18 protein-coding genes are annotated in these 21,710 nt (G+C 59.1%); 14 read left to right on the top strand and 4 right to left on the bottom strand.

Annotation, left to right across the window (positions count from 1 at the left end):
• Positions 1-114: 114 nt before the first annotated feature.
• From hemA to kdsA, 6 genes are read left to right on the top strand one after another with little or no spacing between them, the layout of a single operon-like run.
• The gene (gene hemA / locus JZ655_RS12045; RefSeq protein WP_040075233.1) at positions 115-1,371 is read left to right on the top strand and encodes a glutamyl-tRNA reductase; all 1,257 of its coding nucleotides are present in this window, start codon (positions 115-117) and stop codon (positions 1,369-1,371) included.
• A 42-nt stretch (positions 1,372-1,413) separates the two neighbouring features.
• Positions 1,414-2,496, top strand: coding sequence for a peptide chain release factor 1 (gene prfA, locus JZ655_RS12040; RefSeq protein WP_046885179.1), 1,083 nt, complete (start codon positions 1,414-1,416; stop codon positions 2,494-2,496).
• On the top strand, positions 2,496-3,326 hold the full coding sequence (gene prmC, locus JZ655_RS12035) for a peptide chain release factor N(5)-glutamine methyltransferase (protein WP_207291891.1): 831 nt from the start codon (positions 2,496-2,498) through the stop codon (positions 3,324-3,326). Before prfA ends, prmC begins: the two co-directional genes overlap by 1 nt.
• Positions 3,323-3,712, top strand: a complete 390-nt coding sequence (sirB2, locus tag JZ655_RS12030) for an invasion regulator SirB2 (protein ID WP_040075236.1) — start codon at positions 3,323-3,325, stop codon at positions 3,710-3,712. The genes prmC and sirB2 overlap by 4 nt, the downstream gene beginning before the upstream one ends.
• Positions 3,713-3,714: 2 nt before the next feature.
• Entirely contained in the window at positions 3,715-4,524 is an 810-nt protein-coding gene (sirB1, locus tag JZ655_RS12025; RefSeq protein ID WP_040075237.1) for an invasion regulator SirB1, read from the top strand.
• Between the two features lie 36 nt (positions 4,525-4,560).
• A complete protein-coding gene (gene kdsA / locus JZ655_RS12020; RefSeq protein ID WP_040075238.1) occupies positions 4,561-5,415 on the top strand; it encodes a 3-deoxy-8-phosphooctulonate synthase in 855 nt (284 codons plus the stop codon).
• 51 nt (positions 5,416-5,466) lie between these two features.
• On the opposite strand, the gene chaA is transcribed toward kdsA, so the two are convergent.
• Positions 5,467-6,561: a sodium-potassium/proton antiporter ChaA gene (gene chaA / locus JZ655_RS12015; RefSeq protein WP_207291890.1), complete on the bottom strand. Its 1,095-nt coding sequence runs from the start codon at positions 6,559-6,561 to the stop codon at positions 5,467-5,469.
• Positions 6,562-6,831: 270 nt separating this feature from the next.
• Here chaA and chaB point away from each other — a divergent pair, with 270 nt between their 5' ends.
• Both chaB and JZ655_RS12005 read left to right on the top strand, forming a co-directional pair.
• Positions 6,832-7,062 (top strand): putative cation transport regulator ChaB, encoded by a 231-nt coding sequence (chaB, locus tag JZ655_RS12010; protein WP_207291889.1) that lies wholly within the window; start codon positions 6,832-6,834, stop codon positions 7,060-7,062.
• 197 nt (positions 7,063-7,259) lie between these two features.
• Positions 7,260-7,955, top strand: a complete 696-nt coding sequence (locus JZ655_RS12005; protein WP_207291888.1) for a gamma-glutamylcyclotransferase — start codon at positions 7,260-7,262, stop codon at positions 7,953-7,955.
• Between the two features lie 31 nt (positions 7,956-7,986).
• Here the strand turns inward: JZ655_RS12005 and JZ655_RS12000 are convergent, their stop codons facing one another.
• From JZ655_RS12000 to JZ655_RS11990, 3 genes are all read right to left on the bottom strand, one after another.
• Positions 7,987-8,229 carry a DUF1883 domain-containing protein gene (locus JZ655_RS12000; protein ID WP_207291887.1) on the bottom strand — a complete coding sequence of 81 codons (243 nt, stop codon included), beginning with the start codon at positions 8,227-8,229 and terminating at the stop codon, positions 7,987-7,989.
• Positions 8,230-8,441: 212 nt separating this feature from the next.
• On the bottom strand, positions 8,442-10,226 hold the full coding sequence (locus JZ655_RS11995; protein WP_207291886.1) for a methyl-accepting chemotaxis protein: 1,785 nt from the start codon (positions 10,224-10,226) through the stop codon (positions 8,442-8,444).
• A 107-nt stretch (positions 10,227-10,333) separates the two neighbouring features.
• Positions 10,334-10,687 (bottom strand): DsrE/DsrF/TusD sulfur relay family protein, encoded by a 354-nt coding sequence (locus JZ655_RS11990; RefSeq protein ID WP_040075245.1) that lies wholly within the window; start codon positions 10,685-10,687, stop codon positions 10,334-10,336.
• A gap of 73 nt (positions 10,688-10,760) precedes the next feature.
• Here JZ655_RS11990 and nasR point away from each other — a divergent pair, with 73 nt between their 5' ends.
• The 6 genes from nasR (at position 10,761) to JZ655_RS11960 (ending at position 21,640) form a co-directional block, all read left to right on the top strand.
• Entirely contained in the window at positions 10,761-11,939 is a 1,179-nt protein-coding gene (gene nasR / locus JZ655_RS11985) for a nitrate regulatory protein NasR (RefSeq protein ID WP_207291885.1), read from the top strand.
• Between the two features lie 230 nt (positions 11,940-12,169).
• A complete protein-coding gene (locus JZ655_RS11980; protein ID WP_207291884.1) occupies positions 12,170-13,417 on the top strand; it encodes a CmpA/NrtA family ABC transporter substrate-binding protein in 1,248 nt (415 codons plus the stop codon).
• A gap of 1 nt (position 13,418) precedes the next feature.
• Complete coding sequence (gene ntrB / locus JZ655_RS11975; protein ID WP_207291883.1) at positions 13,419-14,300, top strand: nitrate ABC transporter permease; 882 nt, start codon at positions 13,419-13,421, stop codon at positions 14,298-14,300.
• Positions 14,301-14,309: 9 nt separating this feature from the next.
• The gene (locus JZ655_RS11970; RefSeq protein ID WP_207291882.1) at positions 14,310-15,098 is read left to right on the top strand and encodes an ABC transporter ATP-binding protein; all 789 of its coding nucleotides are present in this window, start codon (positions 14,310-14,312) and stop codon (positions 15,096-15,098) included.
• 9 nt (positions 15,099-15,107) lie between these two features.
• Entirely contained in the window at positions 15,108-19,094 is a 3,987-nt protein-coding gene (nirB, locus tag JZ655_RS11965) for a nitrite reductase large subunit NirB (RefSeq protein ID WP_207291881.1), read from the top strand.
• The gene (locus tag JZ655_RS11960; RefSeq protein WP_207291880.1) at positions 19,091-21,640 is read left to right on the top strand and encodes a nitrate reductase; all 2,550 of its coding nucleotides are present in this window, start codon (positions 19,091-19,093) and stop codon (positions 21,638-21,640) included. The genes nirB and JZ655_RS11960 overlap by 4 nt, the downstream gene beginning before the upstream one ends.
• The last annotated feature ends 70 nt before the right edge of the window (positions 21,641-21,710 follow it).

Below are 21,710 nucleotides of genomic sequence, written 5' to 3'. Positions count from 1 at the left end.
CAAAGCGCGATCTAAGCTATTACTCCGAAAGGGGGCTGTCTCTTTTATTGATCTCGCGCATCCTGTATGATGCGACCTGCTAACCTTATTAACGCTGGTACTACTCCCGCTCACATGACCCTTTTAGCACTCGGTATTAACCACAAAACAGCCCCGGTTTCACTGCGAGAACGCGTTACGTTTTCGCCGGATAATCTCGACCAAGCGCTGGAGAGTCTCCTTGCCCAACCGATGGTGCAGGGCGGCGTGGTGCTGTCGACGTGCAACCGTACCGAGCTGTACCTGAGCGTAGAGGAGCAGGATAACCTGCACGAAGCGCTCATTCGCTGGCTATGTGAATACCATAATCTGAACGAAGATGAGCTGCGAAATAGCCTTTACTGGCACCACGACAACGACGCGGTCAGCCATTTAATGCGCGTCGCCAGCGGCCTGGATTCGCTGGTGCTTGGCGAGCCGCAGATCCTCGGCCAGGTTAAAAAAGCCTTTGCGGACTCCCAGAAGGGGCATCTGAAGGCCAGCGAACTGGAGCGCATGTTCCAGAAATCATTCTCTGTCGCCAAACGAGTGCGAACCGAAACCGACATTGGTGCCAGTGCGGTATCTGTTGCTTTTGCTGCCTGTACTCTGGCGCGTCAAATCTTTGAATCGCTCTCCACGGTCACCGTTTTACTGGTTGGCGCAGGGGAGACCATTGAACTGGTCGCCCGTCACCTGCGCGAACACAAAGTCAAAAAGATGATCATCGCCAACCGCACCCGCGAACGTGCGCAAGCGCTGGCAGAGGAGGTCGGGGCCGAAGTGGTCTCGTTGAGCGATATCGACGCGCGCCTGCAGGAGGCGGATATTATTATCAGCTCTACCGCCAGCCCGCTGCCCATTATTGGCAAAGGCATGGTGGAGCGCGCCCTAAAATCGCGTCGTAATCAGCCGATGCTGCTGGTGGACATCGCCGTCCCGCGCGATGTCGAACCGGAAGTAGGCAAGCTGGCTAACGCGTATTTATACAGCGTGGACGATCTGCAGAGCATCATTTCGCACAACCTTGCCCAGCGTAAGGCGGCGGCGGTGCAGGCAGAGACTATCGTCGAGCAAGAAACCAGCGAATTTATGGCCTGGCTGCGAGCACAAAGCGCCAGCCAGACTATCCGTGAATACCGTGGCCAGGCTGAACAGGTTCGCAATGAACTGACGGCAAAAGCGATGGCAGCCCTCGAACAGGGCGGCGATCCGCAGGTCATCATGCAGGATCTGGCGTGGAAACTGACGAATCGTCTTATCCATGCACCAACCAAATCACTTCAACAGGCCGCCCGTGACGGGGATGACGAACGCCTGAATATTCTGCGCGACAGCCTCGGGCTGGAATAGCGCCCTCTACCCCCAATTTTATTACAAGGTGCACTTACGCCTATGAAGCCCTCTATCGTCGCCAAACTGGAAGCTCTGCACGAGCGTCATGAAGAAGTTCAGGCTCTGCTCGGCGATGCCGCGACCATTGCCGATCAGGAGCGTTTTCGCGCTCTGTCGCGTGAATATGCGCAGCTGAGCGATGTTGCGCGTTGCTTTACCGCCTGGCAGCAGGTTCAGGAAGATATTGAAACGGCGCAGATGATGCTCGACGATCCGGAAATGCGTGAAATGGCGCAGGAAGAGCTGCAGGAGGCCAGGGCCCGTTCCGAAGAGATGGAACAAGAGCTGCAGGTGCTGTTGCTGCCAAAAGATCCGGACGACGAACGCAATGCGTTTGTGGAAGTGCGCGCCGGAACCGGCGGTGATGAAGCGGCGCTTTTTGCCGGCGACCTGTTCCGGATGTACAGCCGTTATGCGGAGTCCCGTCGCTGGCGCGTGGAGATCATGAGCGCCAGCGAGGGCGAACATGGTGGCTATAAAGAGGTGATCGCCAAGATCAGCGGCGACGGTGCCTATGGCCGTCTGAAGTTTGAATCTGGCGGCCATCGCGTGCAGCGCGTGCCGGCGACTGAATCTCAGGGCCGTATCCATACCTCCGCCTGCACCGTGGCGGTGATGCCGGAACTGCCTGAAGCGGAACTGCCGGACATCAACCCGGCCGATCTGCGTATCGATACCTTCCGCTCCTCCGGCGCGGGTGGCCAGCACGTTAACACCACCGATTCCGCAATCCGTATTACCCACCTGCCCACCGGGATCGTGGTGGAGTGTCAGGATGAACGTTCACAGCACAAAAACAAAGCCAAAGCGCTGTCGGTGCTGGGTGCGCGTATCCATGCGGCTGAGGTGGCAAAACGCCAGCAGGCCGAAGCCTCTACCCGTCGTAACCTGCTGGGTAGCGGCGATCGCAGCGATCGTAACCGTACCTACAACTTCCCGCAGGGTCGCGTGACTGACCACCGTATTAACCTCACCATCTACCGTCTGGATGAGACCATGGAAGGCAAGCTCGACGCCCTGATTGAGCCCATCGTGCAGGAGTACCAGGCCGATCAGCTGGCGGCGTTGGCAGAGCAGGATTAATGGATTTTCACCACTGGTTACAGCAGGCTATTGCAGCGCTGGCGGAGAGCGAAAGCCCCCGCCGCGACGCCGAGATCCTGCTGGAGCATGTGACCGGCAAGGCACGCACCTATATTCTCGCGTTCGGTGAAACGCCACTGACGGCTGAACAGCAGGCACAGCTGGATGAACTGCTGTCCCGACGCAAAACCGGCGAGCCGGTGGCGCATCTGGTCGGCGAGCGTGAGTTCTGGTCGCTACCGTTGTATGTCTCTGCGGCCACGCTGATCCCGCGTCCGGATACCGAGTGTCTGGTGGAGCAGGCGCTGGCGCGTCTGCCTGCAACCCCCTGCGAGATTCTCGATCTCGGCACCGGTACCGGTGCCATCGCGTTGGCCCTGGCCAGCGAGCGACCCGATTGCGCTATCACCGCCGTCGACCTGATGCCCGATGCGGTGGCGCTGGCGCAACGCAATGTGGCCCGCCACGCCTTAAGCAACGTCACCGTCCTTTGCAGTAGCTGGTTCAGTGCGCTGGGCAACCAGACATTCTCAATGATCGTCAGCAATCCGCCCTATATCGATGAGCTCGACCCGCATCTGTCGCAGGGCGATGTGCGCTTTGAGCCGCTGACCGCACTGGTGGCGGCCAATGCGGGGCTGGCCGATCTTGACCACATCATTACCAGAGCGCGTCACCACTTGCAGCCAGACGGCTGGCTGTTACTGGAGCACGGCTGGACGCAGGGCGAAGCGGTACGCGAACTTTTTTGTGCGGCAGGCTATACCTCGGTGGAAACCTGTCTTGACTACGGCGGCAATGAACGCCTGACGCTGGGAAAACGGGCATGAGTTTCAGTCTGTTAATCACCCTGCATATTTCTGCCGTGGTACTCACCATCACTTTTTTCATCCTGCGGTACTGGTGGCGTTACAGCAATAATGCGCTGATAAACGCCCGCTGGGTACGCGTTGCGCCGCACTGCGTTGATACCGTCCTGTTTCTTTCCGGGGTCGGTTTAATGTGGAAAACGGGCTATCTGCCCTTTACGCAAGAAGGGGGATGGCTGACTGAGAAGCTGTTTGGCGTTATCATCTACATCGTTTTGGGTTTTATTGCGCTGGGGCGACGTCGTCCGCGCAGCCAGCAGGCGGGGTTTATCGCCTTTTTGCTGGGGCTGGTGGTGCTGTACATCATCATTAAACTCGCCACCACAAGAATACCGTTACTGGGGTAAGTATGAAGTCCTTAGCCGATTTCGAATTTAACAAAGTGCCGTTGTGCGATGGAATGGTCCAGATATCCGAGATAATCCGCGATGATTTCAACGCGCAGTATGTCTACGATGAACTGGAACATCTCGCCAGCCTGGCGCGTGAAGAAATTAGCGAAGCACGTCCACAGGAGTGGCAACTGGAAAAGCTGATTTCGCTTTTCTATGGCGAATGGGGATTCGGCGATAAACGTGGCGTTTATCGTCTGTCGGATGCCCTGTGGCTGGACCAGGTTCTGAAACACCGCCAGGGAAGCGCGGTGTCGCTGGGGGCCATTTTCCTTTGGGTGGCCCACCGTCTGGATATTCCACTGGTGCCGGTCATTTTCCCGACGCAGATGATCCTGCGCGGCGAGTGGCTGGACGGCGAAATGTGGTTAATCAATCCCTTTAACGGCGAGACGCTTAACGAGCACACCCTCGACGTCTGGTTAAAGGGGAACATCAGCCCGGTGGCTGAGCTGTTCAATGAAGATCTGGACGAAGCCGACAACGCCGAGGTGATCCGCAAATTGCTGGATACCCTCAAGTCCGCACTGATGGAAGAGCGGCAGATGGAGCTGGCCTTACGGGCCAGTGAAGTGCTGTTACAGTTCAATCCGGAAGACCCTTATGAAATCCGCGATCGTGGCCTGATTTACGTTCAACTGGAGTGCGACCACGTCGCGCTGAACGATCTGAGCTATTTCGTGGAACAGTGCCCGGAAGATCCGATCAGCGAGATGATTCGCGCGCAGATCAACTCCATCGCGCACAAACCGATTACACTGCATTAATCATAATTCCGATTCACCTTTGAATAAGGCAATCCTATGAAACAAAAAGTGGTTAGCATTGGCGACATTAATGTAGCGAACGACCTGCCGTTCGTGCTGTTCGGCGGCATGAACGTTCTGGAGTCTCGTGACCTCGCCATGCGTATCTGCGAACACTACGTAACCGTGACCCAGAAGCTGGGCATCCCGTATGTGTTCAAAGCCTCTTTTGATAAAGCCAACCGCTCCTCTATTCACTCTTACCGTGGCCCGGGCCTGGAAGAGGGGATGAAAATTTTCCAGGAGCTGAAGCAGACTTTCGGCGTGAAGATCATTACCGACGTACACGAATCCGCACAGGCGCAGCCAGTCGCAGACGTGGTTGACGTCATTCAGCTGCCTGCATTCCTTGCCCGTCAGACCGACCTGGTCGAAGCGATGGCGAAGACCGGCGCCGTGATTAACGTGAAGAAGCCGCAGTTCGTAAGCCCTGGTCAGATGGGGAATATCGTCGATAAGTTCATCGAAGGCGGTAACGACAAGGTTATTCTGTGTGACCGTGGGGCGAACTTCGGTTATGACAACCTGGTTGTCGATATGCTGGGCTTTGGCGTCATGAAGAACGTCTCTAACCAGTCGCCGGTGATCTTTGACGTCACCCACGCGCTGCAGTGCCGCGACCCGTTTGGTGCCGCCTCTGGCGGCCGTCGCGCCCAGGTGACTGAACTGGCGCGCGCCGGGATGGCAACCGGTCTGGCCGGTCTGTTTATCGAAGCGCACCCGGATCCAGCCAACGCAAAATGCGACGGCCCGTCCGCGCTGCCGTTGGATAAGCTGGAGCCATTCCTGAAACAGATCAAAGCGATTGACGATCTGGTCAAGAACTTTGAAGAGCTGGATACCAGCAACTAATAAAAAAACCCGCCTCGGCGGGTTTTTTTTGGCCTGAAGCCAGATACGCACTCAGGCGAATATCGTCATCAGGTAGGCGGCAAACAGGGCCATATGCGCGGCACCGTTCAGCACGTTGGTACGCCCGGTAGAGAAGGAAATCTGGCACAGCAGCAGCGAGGCGACCATTACGATCATCTCTGGTGCGCCCAGAGCGAACTGCAGCTCATTGCCGGTGATAAAGGCAATCAGGGTCACCACGGGTACCGTCAGGGAGATGGTGGCGAGCACTGAACCGAAGAAGAGGTTCATGGCGCGCTGCACCTGGTTATTCAATACCGCTTTCAGCGCACCCAGCCCTTCCGGCGAGAGAATCAACAGCGCCACCAGGAAGCCAGTGAAGGCCACCGGCGCGTTCAGCTCAGTGAGCAGCGCCTCCAGCGGATTGGCATTCATTTTGGTCACAGCAATCACGGCAATCAGGTGCACGACCAGCCAGACGGCATGCCACAGGCTACTGTGGGCGGAAGGCTTACCGTGGTGCGGATCATCGCCGTCATCTTCATGTTCATAGACGAACAGACTCTGGTGCGTTTTGGTCTGAATAAGCAGGAACACGCCATACATGGCCGCCGAGATCAGCGCCACCAGCAGGGCTTGTCCGGTGGTGAAGTTGCCGCCCGGTAACGCCATCGGAAAGACCAGCACAATAATCGCCAGCGGGAAGAGGGCGATCAGATACTGTTTGATTCCGAACAGGTTCATATACTGGGTGGCAAATTTGCGCCCACCCAGCAGCAGCGAAAAGCCCACCAGGCCGCCGGTCACAATCATGATGATGGAATAGAGCGTATCGCGCATTAATGTCGGCGCGGCGTCGCCCGTCGCCATCAGCGCGGAAATCAGGCTAACTTCCAGAATAACAACGGAAAGGCTTAAAATGAGCGAGCCGTAAGGTTCGCCGAGACGGTGGGCCAGAACATCCGCATGGCGCACCACGCTGAATGCGCTAGAAAGGATCCCCACCAGCGCCAGGATATTAATGCCGATGACCACTGGCAGTGACTGTGTGCTTCCCCAGAAGTACAGCACAGCCAGTGCCAGCACCGGGAAAATGAGTGACGTCTCCTTGTGGCGGGTCTTAACCGCCTCATGTGTGGTTGTCATGTGTTTCTCCATCAATGCAGGTGCTTGTAATTATAGATAGAAACTGAAGGTCAATAAGTTAACAGAATTCAGTCAATTTCTGATGATGCTTTACTTGATTTTACGGTTTTTAAGATATTTAGAGCAAAGAAGCTATTATTCAGCATCTTTTCTAAATAAATAATGAATAACAATTAATTATAAATCGTTTTCGAACAGTTACTTTCTTTTTCTGGCGCCATTTGGCGTTGTCTACCACACTTAATAAGTTCAGAAAAAGAGAGGTTCACAATGCCCTATAAATCAAAAAGCGATTTACCCGATAGCGTTCAGCATGTGCTTCCTGCCCATGCGCAGGATATTTATAAAGAGGCCTTCAATAGCGCCTGGGATCAATATAAAGATAAGGATGATCGCCGGGGTGATGACAGCCGGGAGGAGACGGCGCATAAGGTCGCCTGGGCCGCCGTCAAACAGGATTACGAGAAGGGAGAGGACGATAAGTGGCATAAAAAGCGCTAAACGCGCGTCAGGCGTGAGCGCTATCACACCGCAACACTGCAAACTTTGACGAATAAGGCGATTAATCTAGCGCCGGGTTGCAAGCGGCGAGGGAATTGCATATCGTCACTGGAACTGCTTTCTAAATGAGCAGTAAAAAGACCTGGATGGTTCAAAAAAAGTTGTCGCAAGGAGGCATGCAGTGGCGGAGGTGCAATGTGTTAACGCGAGATTTCTTAATGAAGGCCGATTGCAAAACGGCCTTCGGTGCGATTGAAGAGTCGCTTCTCTGGTCGGCTGAACAGCGTGCCGCGTCGCTTGCGGCCACGCTGGCCTGCCGTCCGGACGCGGGTCCGGTCTGGATCTTCGGCTATGGTTCGTTAATGTGGAACCCGGCGCTGGAATTTGTCGAGTCGGCCACCGGTACGCTACCGGGCTGGCACCGTGCGTTCTGTCTGCGCCTGACGGCAGGACGCGGCAGCGCCTGTCAGCCGGGACGCATGCTTGCACTGAAAGAGGGCGGACGCACCACGGGGGTGGCCTACCGTCTACCCGATACCGCTCTTGAAGAGGAGCTGACGCTGCTGTGGAAACGCGAGATGATCACCGGCTGCTATATGCCGAGTTGGTGCAAACTGGAACTCGACGATGGTCGTACCGTTAACGCGCTGGTGTTCATCATGGATCCGCGTCATCCTCTGTATGAATCTGATACCCGCACGCAGGTTATCGCCCCATTGATCGCCGCCGCCAGCGGGCCGCTGGGCACTAACGCACAATATCTCTTCTCACTCGACCAGGAGCTGACGCGTCTGGGAATGCAGGATGAGTGTCTGAATGAGTTGGTAATGAAGGTGCGTGCATTACTGGACTGTACCCCGCCGGAGAGCCATCTGCGCCCCGGCTACGCCTGAAAAAACGCCCGGGAAGCCGGGCGTTTTCGTTTTAAGCAGCCACAAAACTAATCGAATGCTCCAGCGACTGGCTATGGCTATCGATTAACACCTCCCAGGTGCCGGTATAGGGCACCGTCAGCCAGGCATTATCCCGGTTTTGTACGCTGAGTATATCTGCCTGCGTTTTCTGCGGCGCCTTGCAGTTCATCAGATGGATATGACAACGCTCTGAGCAGCGCACCACCACCGTATCCCCACCAAAGAGTTTTAAACTTGTTTTCACCAGTGCCATTTTTTACCCCGTTATGCGAAAAAAACGCGCTCCCTGCGGTTAATCCTGAGCGTGATGTTGTTCACAATCCACTCGCTGCATAACACCAAAGGGGTGGGGTTGGAGTGCTGATTTTGATCAAAAAAAAGAATAAGCCTTAAACAAAAATGACAATCTTTCTGAAAGGGCTTCACTGACGCGCATTTTCACGGTGAATGCGCGTCAGATTAAGATTAAATGCGGAAATGCCCGGCCGTTTCAGCCAGTTCGCCCGCCTGGCCCTGCAGTGCGCTGGCGGCTGCGGCAGATTGTACAACCAGCTCGGCGTTCTGCTGCACCATCCGGTCAAGATGATTCACCGCGTGGTTAATCTCCTGAATCCCTTTCATCTGCTCGTGAGTGGCGACGGTGATCTGGTGCATGATGCCGGACACACTGCCGATACTGGCCACGATCTCCTGCATGCTCTCACCCGCCAGGTGCACATAACGCGAGCCGGTAGCCACACTCTGGGTGGTTGAGTCGATCAGGGATTTGATCTCTTTCGCCGCCTGGGCGCTGCGGCTGGCCAGATTACGCACTTCGCCCGCCACCACAGCAAACCCACGCCCTTGCTCACCGGCGCGCGCCGCTTCCACCGAGGCATTCAGCGCCAGAATATTGGTCTGGAAGGCAATACCGTCGATGACGCTGGTGATATCCCCGATTTTGGCCGAGGCGCTCTCAATAGACTGCATGGTGGTGATCGCCTGAGACACCACATTGCCACCGCGCGAGGCGGCTTCGGTGGCACGGGAGGCCTGATCGTTTGCTTGTACCGCCGACTCCGTCGACTGCGCCACCGAGGCGGTGATCTGCTCGACAGCGCTGGCGGTTTCACGCAGGCTTGAAGCCGCCTGCTCGGTGCGGCCAGAAAGGTCATGGTTCCCGGCGGCAATCTCCTGGGCGGCGGTTTTCACCGACGCGCTGGCGTCGCGCAGCTGGGCCATCACCACCGACAGCTTGTCGCTAAAGGCGTTAAAGGCGTGGGCAATCTCGGCCACTTCGTCCTGGCCTTGCTCTGGCAGGCGCTGGGAGAGATCGTTGGTGCCGTTGGCGATGGCGTGCATGGCGTCGCGAATTTCCGACAGGCGTTTAAGCAGGCGGGCAATGGTGACGTGCACTACCGCGCCGGCGAGCAGGATCAAAATCACCAGCGACAGGGCGGAGGCTTTCAGCATCGAGCGCATACCGCTGGTGGCATCGTGCTGATCCAAAGCCACCACCAGCATCCACTGGGTACCCGGGATCGGCGTGGCGGCAAAGTTCTTCTCGGCACCTTTCAGCAGGCCGGTAGAGGTGTCCCCTTTTTTCAGGGCATTGAGGTCGGCACCGCTGATGGCTTCTGCAAAGGGTTTCAGCGTCAGAGCCGGATCGCTGGCGGCAATGACGCTGCCATCGCTGTTGACCAGCAGGCCGCTGCTGGCCGGCGTGGGATGGATCTCGCGCACGTTCGCCACCACGCTGTCCATCACCACATCCCCCGCCACGACGGCTTTCAGCGTCCCGTTCTCTTTAACCGGTACTGCGAAGGTGACCACCAGTTTACCAGTGCCTGCATCGACGTAGGGGGCCGTTACCGCCGGTGCGTCGGCGTTCAGCACCTGCTGATACCACGGGCGTACGGTGGGGTCGTAATCGGCGGGCACGCCGGTCGGGTCAGAAAATTTCGCGGTTTTCGTCGCATAGCCCACATAGACGTTACTAAAACCCGCTGCCTGCGCCAGCTGTTTGAAGACCGGTACTGGATCTTCGGTCAGGGCCACGCTTTGCAGGGAGGTAATCGCGGTCATTTTGGTCGCAACCCAGTCGCCAATGGCGAGGCTATGACTAGAGCCGCTGCTGGCGAGCATATCGCGCTGTGTTTGCAGGTTATCCAGGCGGGTGACCTGGTAGTTGATTACGGTGTTAAGAAGTAACGCGACGAACAGACACCCGACTGCCGCCGCGATAATGCGTGCGCGAATTGACCTGAACATAAGTGAAATACCTTCTGAGTGATTGTAAAGAGCCTATCGGCAACCCAGAGGCAAACTTGATGCTGCAACCGCGTCCATAAGAAAAATATATCTACTGAAGGTTATTATTAGAAAGTTAATACTTTATCGGCGGACAGAGTCCACTGCGCCAACTCAACCAGCGTCCCGATCTCCACGCCGTCAATCAGCGGTAACGCCGTGATGCCACGCCCATCGGTGCAAGTTTTGCAGAGTTTAACCGGCACATTTTGCGCCGTCAGGATCTCCAGCATTTGCTGAATGTTATACCCCTCCGCAGGCTTCTGGCCGCGCAGCCCTGCCGTGACCGCATCAGACATTAAAAACAGTTTCAATTCCGGCGCGTTGTCCTGTTCACGCAGGGCGATGGCCAGACGCAGGCTGTTGAACAGGGATTCACTTCCGTAGGCCGCCCCGTTGGCGATAATCACAATCTTCTGCATATTTTCTCCTGTTAAATGATAAGGCACGGTTATTGCTTACTGATCCTGATACCAACGACCCGGGAGAGTAAGCATGATGAAAATAACGGGCAGTCCACCCGGCGCCACCGAATGGTTACAGCACGCAAAATTGATGCGTAAACAGCAGCTCTGCAAACTGGCACAGCTGGGTACGCTGGTCAGCCGCATTAGCCATCTGGCGCATATGCTCCAGTGCGAACGCGGCGCCTCGAATATTTGGCTCTGTTCACAGGGTGCGCTGTATGCCCCGGAGTGTAAAGCCAGCCGCGCGCTGGTGGATGAACAGCTGCTCGCTTTACAGCAGGCGCTGGGCTCACCGCTGATGGCCAGCGCCGCGCTCTGTGAGCGCGTGGCCCATGCCCTGCATCATCTTGAACAGTTGCCCACTCTGCGCGAACAGATTATGGCCCGCACCCTGGCGGCTGACCGCGCCATGGAGCACTATAGCCGCACGCTGCGCCACCTGCTCAGTATCGTGCCGCAACTCAATGATAGCATTGACGATCCGCAAATCGCGGGCCGTTTTGTTGCCCTTTATAGTCTGATGCAGGGCAAAGAGCTGGTCGGGCAGGAGCGGGCGCTGGGGGCCATCGGCTTTACGCAGGGCTTCTTCAGCGACGAGATGCGTCAGACGCTGGTGGACCGCATCGACGGCCAGCAGGCCTGCTTTGACGTTTTTCTCTCACTTACCCCTCAGCAGTTGCAGGAGCATTTCACCTTAAGCACCCCCGGCGCGGAGGCGGAACAGCTGCGTCGTCTGGCCTGCACCCGACAGCCTGCTGCGGACAACGGCGTGCTGGCGCTGCACTGGTTTTCACTGCTGACCGAGCGGCTGGAACACCTGCGCAGCCAGGAAGAGCTGCTCATTGCCGATCTGATGATTGCCGTCGATCGGCTGATTACCCACGCCGACGACTACCCGCCGGAAGCTGCGGCGGTCGGTGAGCCCCTCGGCCACTATCCTGTTCAGCCACTCTTACCGCTGGTTCGCCAGCAGGCGCGCGAGATTGAGCAACTATCGCAGCAGCTGGCATCGATGCGCGACACCCTGGAGGAGCGCAAGATCATCGATAAAGCCAAAAGCGTGCTGATGACTCATCAGCAGATGAGCGAAGATCAAGCCTGGTGTCAGCTGCGTAAGATGGCGATGGACAAGAACCAGCGCATGGTGGATATCGCCCGGGCGCTGCTCACCGTTAAGGCACTCTGGCAGGTAACACCAAAGGAGTAGTTGCACGGTCTGTGGGCATTTGCTGCATGGTTGGGGTGCGTTTTGCTGCCGCCTGGCGTGAAAAAGCCCGGAAATGAAGCCGTTAAAAGCTGGCATCACCTTTGCATTAACTCATTAACCATTTTTCGACGACGCGCCAACGGCGGCGCGTCAGTCTTCGGGATAAAGGCGTCCTGCAGTGCTTCGGCACTGTCGGACGCTTTTTTTTTGGCTTTTTTTCAGGAGTGGGCATGGTGGAGTGGACGAGACGGCGATTTTTACAGGCCAGCGCGCTGGCAGGCGGGGCAATGATGTTACCCGGCATCATGCAGGCGGCCTGGGCTGCAGGCTCAGATAAGCCAGAACTGGAAACCGTACGCGTCGGATTTATTCCGCTGACGGACTGCGCCCCGGTGGCTATCGCGGCCCTCAAAGGGTTCGATAAAAAATATGGGATCACCATCGTGCCCACCAAAGAGGCGAGCTGGGCGGCGGTGCGAGACAAGCTGGTCGCGGGCGAGCTGGACGCGGCCCACATTCTCTATGGCCTGCTGTATGGCCTGGAGCTGGGGATTGCCGGTAAGGCCACGCCGATGGCGAACCTGATGACCCTGAACCAGAACGGCCAGGCTATTACCCTGTCGATGGATCTGGCGGAGCAGGGGATACGGGATGCCGAAGGGCTGCACAAGCAGGTCTCTCAGCAGGCGCCGGGAACCTACACCTTCGCCCATACCTTTCCCACCGGCACGCATGCCATGTGGCTCTACTACTGGCTGGCAAGCGCGGGAATTAACCCCTTTGACGATGTGCGCACCGTGGTGGTGCCGCCGCCGCAGATGGTGATGAACATGCGCATCGGCAACATGGTGGGCTTTTGCGTCGGCGAGCCGTGGAACGCCCGCGCCATCAACGATCGAATTGGTTTTACCGCCGCCACCAGCCAGGCGATCTGGCCGGATCACCCTGAAAAAATTCTTGGTACCCGCAGCGCATGGGTAGCGCAGCACCCCAATACCGCCCGGGCGCTGGTCTCTGCCGTAATGGAGGCGCAACGCTGGATCGACGCCTCGCCGGAGAATAAACGCGAAACCGCGCAAATTCTTGCCCGCCGGGCCTGGCTCAATACGAAAGAGCAGTATCTCACGGGCCGAATGTTGGGGGCGTACGACAACGGCCTTGGCGACCGCTGGCAGGACAGTCATCCGATCCGCTTTTTTGACGAGGGGGCAGTCAGCTATCCCTGGCACTCCGATGGCATGTGGTTTTTGACCCAGTTCCGCCGTTGGGGGTTGTTGAAAAGCGACCCGGACTATGCCGCTCTCGCCAGCCGCATCAATCGCACCGATATCTGGCAGGAGGCCGCCACGGCGGTCGGCGGGATCACCGCACCCACTTCACCCATGCGCAGCAGCACCCTGATGGACGGCACCGTCTGGAACGGAACCGATCCTAAAGCCTATGCCCGCAATTTTGCCATTCACCGTACGGAGGCCTGATATGAAACATCTGCAAAACACCAAAGCGGCGGTGGAGACGCCCGTCATCGGGGAAGTCATTACGCTGCCGCCGGTTCAGGTGCGTCGGCGCGCCCCGGCATTTGCCCGCCGAATGAACGGTTTTTTACAACAGCTTATCCCGGCCGCACTGGGCCTTGGGTTGCTGGTGCTCTGCTGGCAGCTGGCCGCCATCAACAGTAAAGGTTTCCCTACGCCGCTCAGCACTCTGGAGTCGGCGCGAACCCTGTTTGCAGATCCGTTCTATCGTGACGGGCCAAACGACATGGGTATCGGCTGGAATGTGCTGGCCTCGCTGCAGCGCGTGGCGGTGGGTTTCGGCCTCGCCGCGCTGGTGGGGATCCCTCTTGGCTTCCTGATTGGCCGTTTTGTCTTCTTCTCACGCATGTTCACCCCGCTTGTCGCGCTGCTGCGCCCGGTCAGTCCGCTGGCCTGGCTGCCGATTGGTCTGCTGCTATTCCAGAAAGCCGAACCGGCCTCCAGCTGGACCATTTTTATCTGCTCTATCTGGCCGATGGTGATCAACACCGCCGAGGGGGTACGCCGCATACCGGAGGACTACCTCAACGTGGCGCGGGTGCTGCAACTCTCCGAGTGGACCGTGATGCGCCGCATTCTCTTCCCCGCCGTATTGCCTGCGGTACTCACCGGGGTGCGCCTCTCAATTGGTATTGCCTGGCTGGTGATTGTCGCCGCCGAGATGCTAACCGGCGGACTGGGTATCGGCTTCTGGATCTGGAACGAGTGGAACAACCTCAACGTTGAAAACATTCTCATCGCCATCGTCATTATCGGCGTGGTCGGGTTACTGCTGGAGCAGGGGCTAATGCTCATCGCACGCCGCTTCAGCTGGCAGGATAAATAAGGAGCGCACATGAAACCATTAATTCAGGTCCAGGCCGTTAGCCAGCGTTTTTCCACCGCCAGCGGCGAGTTTCTGGCGCTGCAGAATGTCTCGTTCGATATCCACGAAGGGGAAACCGTCAGCCTGATTGGCCACTCCGGCTGCGGGAAATCGACGCTGCTAAATCTGATTGCCGGGATTACGTTGCCCACCGAAGGAGGACTGATTTGCGATAACCGCGAAATTGCCGGGCCGGGGCCGGAGCGGGCGGTGGTCTTCCAGAATCACTCCCTGCTGCCGTGGCTCACCTGCTTCGACAACGTGGCGCTGGCGGTGGATCAGGTCTTTCGCCGCACCATGAGCAAGGCTGAGCGTAAAGAGTGGATTGAGCACAATCTCGACCGCGTGCAGATGGGGCACGCCCTGCACAAGCGCCCGGGGGATATCTCGGGCGGTATGAAGCAGCGTGTCGGCATCGCCCGGGCGCTGGCCATGAAGCCAAAAGTCCTGCTAATGGATGAGCCGTTCGGCGCGCTTGATGCCCTGACCCGTGCCCATCTGCAGGACTCCGTGATGAACATTCAGCAGGCGCTTAACACCACTATTGTGTTGATTACTCACGACGTCGACGAGGCGGTGCTGCTCTCGGACCGGGTGCTGATGATGACCAACGGCCCGGCGGCGACGGTGGGAGAGATCCTGCGCGTCGACCTGCCGCGTCCGCGCAACCGGGTGCAGCTGGCGGACGATAGCCGGTATCACCACATGCGTCAGCAGATCCTGCACTTCCTCTACGAAAAACAGCCGAAAGCGGCCTGAGGAGTCTCTATGCGACTGGTCATCATCGGCAACGGCATGGCGGCAACGCGACTGATTGAGGCACTGACAGCCCGTGCTCCAGGTCGCTTTGCTATCACCGCGATCGGCGATGAGCCGTGTCACGCCTATAACCGCATTCAGCTTTCACCCCTACTGGGGGGCGAGAAGGCGTTTGCCGACATCGGTTATCACGATGACGACTGGTATCAACAGCGCGGGGTCGAGGTCATTAACGGCGAGCAGGTGGTTCGGGTCGATATCGCGGCCCGTTTACTTCATACCGATGCGCGTAGCCTGGCGTGGGATGAACTTGTATTCGCCACCGGCTCGCAGCCCGTCGTGCCGCCGATCCCGGGCAGTCACCAGCCACATGTTTTTACCTTTCGTACCCAGGCCGATGTTGAAGCCATTCTCTCGACCCTTGGCCCTGCGGTGGTGCTGGGCGGCGGGGTGCTCGGCGTTGAAGCCGCTGCGGCGTTGAAACGAATCTGTGACAACGTCACTTTGATACATCGCGGCCCCTGGCTGATGGATCAGCAGCTGGATCAGCAGGCCGGAGCCTTGCTGGAAGAGGCCCTGAGCGAGCGCGGTATTCACAGCGAGCTGGAGTGCGCCATCCGCGAGATCCACCCCCAGCACGTCACGCTCAGCACCGGGCGAGAACTCTGTGCCACCCGCGTGCTACTGGCGACGGGAGTGAAACCCCGTATCGCACTGGCCCAGGAGAGCGGGGTCCCGTGCGGACGCGGCATCCTGGTGAACCAGCAGATGCAGAGCGCCATTGAGGGCGTTAGCGCCATTGGCGAATGTTGCGAGCTGGACGGCCAAACCTGGGGAGTGGTCGCCCCTTGTCTGGCGCAGGCGGAGGTGCTGGCGGCGCGGCTGGCAGGGGAATATTGCGCACCTTTTGCCGCCACTGAAAGCGGGATGCGCCTGAAGGTGACAGGGATTGAGCTCTTCAGCGCCGGTCAGGTCGCAGCCGGAGAGGGGGATGCCCTCTGGAGCAGCTGGGATCCCCTGACCCGGCACTATCGTCGATTACTGATTCGCGACGGCAGGCTTGCGGGCGTGCTGTTGCTGGGAGAGTGCCGCAGCGCGGCAACCTTCACGGACTTACTGGCTCAGTCAGAACCCGCCCAGGCGGACTGGCTGTTCGATCGATTCACAACGCAGCCGCAGGTTGCAGGAAAGAACGCTATGACAAAACCAACGTTGGTGGTGGTAGGGCACGGTATGGTCGGTCACCATTTTCTGGAAGAGTGCGTAAAACACAATCTGCACCAGCAATATCAGATTGTAGTCTTTGGCGAGGAGCGATACGCCGCCTATGACCGCGTCCATCTTTCTGACTATTTTGCCGGACGCAGCGCCGACTCTCTGTCGATGGTTGAGGGGGATTTCTTTGCCGAACATGGGATCGAACTGCGCCTTTCCCGGCAGGTGGTGGCGATCGATCGCGATGCGCGCGTTGTGCGGTCTGCCTCGGGGCATGAAACCCACTGGGACAAGCTGGTCCTGGCGACCGGCTCTTATCCCTTTGTACCGCCGGTGCCGGGGCATGATCTGCCGGGCTGCTTTGTCTACCGTACCCTCGACGATCTGGACCAGATCGCCGCGCAGGCGAAAAATTCGCGTACCGGGGTGGTCATTGGCGGCGGGCTGCTGGGGCTCGAAGCCGCCAACGCCCTGAAACAGCTTGGGCTGGAAACGCATGTGGTGGAATTTGCCCCCAATCTGATGGCGGTGCAGCTCGACAACGACGGGGCAGCTATGCTGCGACGCAAAATCGAAGCCCTCGGGGTAGGGGTACACACCAGCAAAGCGACCAGCGAAATTGCCATGACGCAGGCCGGTCTGCTGCTGCGCTTTGCCGACGGCGGCGAGCTGGCGACCGATATGGTGGTCTTCTCGGCGGGGATCCGCCCCCAGGACGCCCTGGCCCGGGCGAGCGGGCTTCAGCTCGGCGAACGCGGCGGAATTTGCATTGATAACCAGTGCCGTACGCCGGATAAGGATATCTATGCGATTGGTGAATGCGCCCTGTGGGAGGGCAAGATCTACGGGCTGGTCGCCCCGGGTTATCAGATGGCCCGCGTAGCCGCCGCCACCCTTGCCGGTGAAGAGAGCGGTTTTACCGGGGCGGATATGAGCACCAAGCTCAAGCTGCTGGGGGTGGATGTCGCCTCGTTTGGCGATGCACACGGTCGCACGCCGGGCGCTCTGTGCTATCAGTGGACGCACGGCCCGCAGCAAATCTATAAAAAAATCGTGGTCAGCGCCGACAACAAAACCCTGCTGGGGGGCGTGCTGGTAGGCGATGCAGCAGAGTACGCCACCCTGGTGCAGATGATGCTCAACGGCATTGCGCTGCCGAAAGATCCGGAGACCCTGATCCTGCCCGCCAGCGCCGGGAACGCGCCGAAAGCCCTCGGCGTGGCGGCTCTGCCGGAGAGCGCGCAAATCTGTTCCTGTCATAACGTCAGCAAAGGGGATATCTGCCAGGCGGTCAGCAGCGGCGCGGGCGATATGGGGGCCATCAAGCAGTGCACCAAAGCGGCCACCGGCTGCGGCGGCTGCAGCGCGCTGGTGAAGCAGGTGATGGAGTACCAACTGGCGGCCCAGGGTGTGGAGGTGAAAAAAGATATTTGTGAACACTTCCCCTACTCGCGCCAGGAGATCTACCACCTGGTTCGCGTCAACCGGATTCATACCTTTGATCAGCTGATTAGCCGCTACGGCAGGGGCCACGGGTGTGAAATCTGTAAACCGCTGGTGGGATCGGTGCTGGCCTCGTGCTGGAACGAATACCTGCTGAAGCCGGCGCATCTGCCTCTGCAGGACACCAACGATCGCTACTTCGCCAATATTCAGAAAGATGGCACCTACTCGGTGGTGCCGCGGATGGCCGCCGGAGAGGTGACGGCGGACGGGCTGATTGCCATCGGACAGATCGCCAAACGTTATCAACTCTACAGCAAAATCACCGGTGGGCAGCGTATCGATCTCTTTGGCGCCCGGCTGGATCAGTTGCCGGACATCTGGCGCGAACTGGTCGCGGCGGGCTTCGAAACCGGGCATGCCTACGGTAAATCGCTGCGCACCGTCAAATCCTGCGTGGGGTCGACCTGGTGCCGTTACGGGGTGCAGAACTCCACCGGCCTCGCCGTCGCCCTGGAAAATCGCTACAAAGGTTTGCGGGCCCCGCACAAAATCAAAATGGCCGTCTCAGGCTGTACGCGCGAGTGCGCTGAAGCCCAGAGCAAAGACGTAGGGGTGATTGCTACCGATAAGGGCTGGAATCTCTATCTGTGCGGTAACGGCGGCATGAAGCCGCGCCATGCCGATCTCTTCGCCAGCGATCTTGACGACGCGACCCTGATCCGTCTGGTGGATCGCTTCCTGATGTTCTATATCCGCACCGCCGATCGTCTGCAGCGTACCAGTACCTGGATGGATAACCTTGAAGGAGGGCTGGAATATCTCCGGGAGGTGATCATAGAAGACAGCCTCGGTATTGCCGCGGAGCTGGAGCAAGAGATGGCGCGCGTAGTGGATACCTACCAGTGCGAATGGCAAACCACACTTGCCGATCCTCACCGTCTGGCGCTGTTCCGCAGCCAGGTTAACGAGGCGGCACCGGTTCAGCACAAACGCTGGCAGGCGATCTGCGGAATTGACGAGATCCCCGAGCAGGCCGGGATTGGCGCCCGACTGGGGGAACAACAGATTGCGCTGTTCCGCTTTGGCAAAGCGGTCTATGCGCTGGACGATCTGGAGCCGGGCAGCAGCGCCAATGTGCTGTCGCGCGGTATTCTGGGCGACGCGGGCGGCGAGCCGGTGGTGATTTCGCCACTCTATAAAACGCGCATTCGCCTGCGCGATGGCCGCCAGTGTGATACCGGGGAGCAGGCCGTACGCGCCTGGCCGGTTAAAATTGAAGGCAATCAGGTATGGGTCAGCAGTGAAGCGCTGCTCATGCGCGCGGAGGCCTCATGAGTGAAACCCGAACCACCTGTCCCTACTGCGGCGTAGGCTGTGGCGTAGTGGCCCGCGTTGAGGCGGGTTCCGTCACCGTGCGGGGCGATGAGCAGCACCCGGCCAACTTTGGGCGACTGTGCGTCAAAGGTTCTGCGCTCGGGGAGACCACGGGATTAGCAGGCCGGTTATTGCAACCGGAGCTGGATAACCAGCCGGTGAGCTGGCCCCGGGCGCTGGATGCGGCGGGCCAGCGGCTGCGTGAAATTATTGACCGCTTCGGCCCGCAGGCAGTGGCGTTTTATGCCTCGGGCCAGCTGTTGACGGAAGACTACTACGCTGCAAACAAGCTCATGAAGGGATTCATCGGCGCCGCCAACATCGACACCAACTCACGACTCTGCATGTCGTCAGCGGTGGTGGGCTACAAGCGCGCCTTTGGGGAAGATATGGTGCCGTGCAGTTATCAGGACATCGAAAACAGCGATCTGGTGGTGCTGGCAGGCTCGAACGCCGCCTGGACCCATCCGGTGCTCTATCAACGTCTGGTGCGGGCGCGCGCAGCGAATCCGGCGATGAAGGTGGTGGTTATCGATCCCCGTCGTACCGCCACCTGCGATATCGCCGACCTGCATATTAAACTGGCGCCGGGCAGCGACGCGGGCCTCTTTGTCGGCTTGCTCAATGCGCTTGGCGCGGGCGATAGCGAGGCCCAACAGCGAGCGCGCGACTGGCCTGTGAGCCGGGTGGCGGCCTTCTGCGAACTGCCCACCAGGGTCGTGGAGACCTTCTATCAGTGGTTTATCGCCGCCCCGCGGGCCATTACGCTCTACACCATGGGCATTAACCAGTCCGCCAGCGGCAGCGACAAATGCAATGCCATCATCAACGTCCATATCGCCAGCGGCAAAATCGATCGCGAAGGGTGCGGCCCCTTTTCGCTGACCGGACAGCCAAATGCGATGGGGGGGCGCGAGGTGGGCGGGCTGGCCAACCAGCTGGCGGCACACATGAATTTTGAGCCGGACGATCTTAGCCGGGTGGCCCGCTTCTGGGGTACAGAGCGGCTGGCGCAAACGCCGGGGTTGATGGCGGTAGAGTTGTTTGATGCCATCGCCCGGGGTGAGGTGAAGGCGGTCTGGATCATGGGCACCAATCCGGCGGTGTCGCTGCCCGATAGCCACACGGTGTGCCAGGCGCTGGCTGCCTGTCCGCTGGTGATCGTCTCTGAGGTGATGCGCGACACCGACACCAGCCGTTTCGCCCATGTACGCTTTCCGGCGCTGGGCTGGGGCGAAAAGGAGGGCACCGTCACCAACTCCGAGCGGCGTATCTCGCGCCAGCGGGCGTTTTTGCCCGCCCCAGGCGAGGCGAAACCCGACTGGTGGATTATCGCCCGTATCGCAGAGCAGCTTGGGCACGGCGCGGCCTTTAGCTGGCAACATCCCCATGAAATCTTCTGTGAACATGCCGCACTCACCGCATTCGAAAACCCGGGCACGCGGGCGCTGAATCTGGGAGCGCTGGCAAAACTGAGCCGGGAGCAGTGGGATACGCTCACCCCCTGGCAGTGGCCGCTGGACAGGGCGCGCCTGCAACGAGCCCAGATGGTGGCGGTTACGCCGCAGCGGCACGGCGCCACGCCAGACGCGCTGTACCCCTTCATTCTTAACAGCGGGCGGGTGCGCGATCAGTGGCATACCATGACCCGCACCGGTTACGTAGCCAGATTAATGCAGCACTGCGACGAACCGACGGTGGAGGTAAGCGTCAGCGATACCGCACGCCTGGGACTGCACGACGATCGGCTGGCCCGCATCAGCTCCCCTCGCGGGGTGATGGTGGCCCGGATCCGCGTCAGCACGGCCCAGCGCGACGGCGAGCTCTTCGCCCCCATGCACTGGAACAGCGTTTTTGCCCGTCAGGGGAAGGTCAACGCGCTGGTGGAGGGGCGGCGCGATCCGCTCTCCGGTCAGCCAGAGTGCAAACAGACTGCGGTTCGGGTCATGCCCTGGCAGCCCGGGTGGCAGGGGGAGCTCTACAGCCGCGAGGCGCCGGAACTGCCCGGTTATGTCACCTGGTGGCGTAAAGCGGCAACCGGTGTGCAGCGGTTTACGCTGGCCGCGGACCGACCGCTGCTGGAGGAGCTAATGAATCACTGCAGCGCTCGCGGCTGGCAACTGCAGGTGGCCCAGAGCGGGACGCAGAGTAACCTGCTGGCCTGGCACAATGGCGCGCTGATGCTGGGGTTCTGGAGCGGCACCGAACGCCCCGAACTGGCGCATCAGGCCATTAGCGATGCCTTTGACCAGCCGCCCCGGACGCTGGATGCCCGGCATGCTCTGCTCAGCGGGCAGGGGGCGAACGAGCGTCCCGCGCAGGGGCGGATCGTCTGCAGCTGTTTTAGCGTCGGAGAGGAGGCGATCCGTCAGGCGATTGCCGGGGGATGTGAATCGGCAATCGCCCTGGGCGCCGCACTGCGCTGTGGCACCAACTGCGGCTCCTGTATTCCGGAGCTAAAAGGGCTGCTGGCGCAGTGTCAGGTTATTCCTGAAAATTCCCCTTAAGGCTGCAAAAGGCGTCACAAAACGTTAAAGTATGGGGGTGTTTTTGATTTTCACAGGGCCCCCTTTACGA

This window comes from Leclercia pneumoniae (assembly GCF_017348915.1).
GTDB lineage: Bacteria > Pseudomonadota > Gammaproteobacteria > Enterobacterales > Enterobacteriaceae > Enterobacter > Enterobacter pneumoniae.
Note: the sequence above shows the minus strand (reverse complement) of the source record. Positions and strands in the feature narration are given on the sequence as shown.

Coding starts and splice junctions, on each gene's coding strand:
- hemA (WP_040075233.1), top strand. CDS start 115: ATGACCCTTTTAGCACTCGGTATTAACCACAAAACAGCCCCGGTTTCA.
- prfA (WP_046885179.1), top strand. CDS start 1,414: ATGAAGCCCTCTATCGTCGCCAAACTGGAAGCTCTGCACGAGCGTCAT.
- prmC (WP_207291891.1), top strand. CDS start 2,496: ATGGATTTTCACCACTGGTTACAGCAGGCTATTGCAGCGCTGGCGGAG.
- sirB2 (WP_040075236.1), top strand. CDS start 3,323: ATGAGTTTCAGTCTGTTAATCACCCTGCATATTTCTGCCGTGGTACTC.
- sirB1 (WP_040075237.1), top strand. CDS start 3,715: ATGAAGTCCTTAGCCGATTTCGAATTTAACAAAGTGCCGTTGTGCGAT.
- kdsA (WP_040075238.1), top strand. CDS start 4,561: ATGAAACAAAAAGTGGTTAGCATTGGCGACATTAATGTAGCGAACGAC.
- chaA (WP_207291890.1), bottom strand. CDS start 6,561: ATGACAACCACACATGAGGCGGTTAAGACCCGCCACAAGGAGACGTCA.
- chaB (WP_207291889.1), top strand. CDS start 6,832: ATGCCCTATAAATCAAAAAGCGATTTACCCGATAGCGTTCAGCATGTG.
- JZ655_RS12000 (WP_207291887.1), bottom strand. CDS start 8,229: ATGGCACTGGTGAAAACAAGTTTAAAACTCTTTGGTGGGGATACGGTG.
- JZ655_RS11995 (WP_207291886.1), bottom strand. CDS start 10,226: ATGTTCAGGTCAATTCGCGCACGCATTATCGCGGCGGCAGTCGGGTGT.
- JZ655_RS11990 (WP_040075245.1), bottom strand. CDS start 10,687: ATGCAGAAGATTGTGATTATCGCCAACGGGGCGGCCTACGGAAGTGAA.
- nasR (WP_207291885.1), top strand. CDS start 10,761: ATGATGAAAATAACGGGCAGTCCACCCGGCGCCACCGAATGGTTACAG.
- JZ655_RS11980 (WP_207291884.1), top strand. CDS start 12,170: ATGGTGGAGTGGACGAGACGGCGATTTTTACAGGCCAGCGCGCTGGCA.
- ntrB (WP_207291883.1), top strand. CDS start 13,419: ATGAAACATCTGCAAAACACCAAAGCGGCGGTGGAGACGCCCGTCATC.
- JZ655_RS11970 (WP_207291882.1), top strand. CDS start 14,310: ATGAAACCATTAATTCAGGTCCAGGCCGTTAGCCAGCGTTTTTCCACC.
- nirB (WP_207291881.1), top strand. CDS start 15,108: ATGCGACTGGTCATCATCGGCAACGGCATGGCGGCAACGCGACTGATT.
- JZ655_RS11960 (WP_207291880.1), top strand. CDS start 19,091: ATGAGTGAAACCCGAACCACCTGTCCCTACTGCGGCGTAGGCTGTGGC.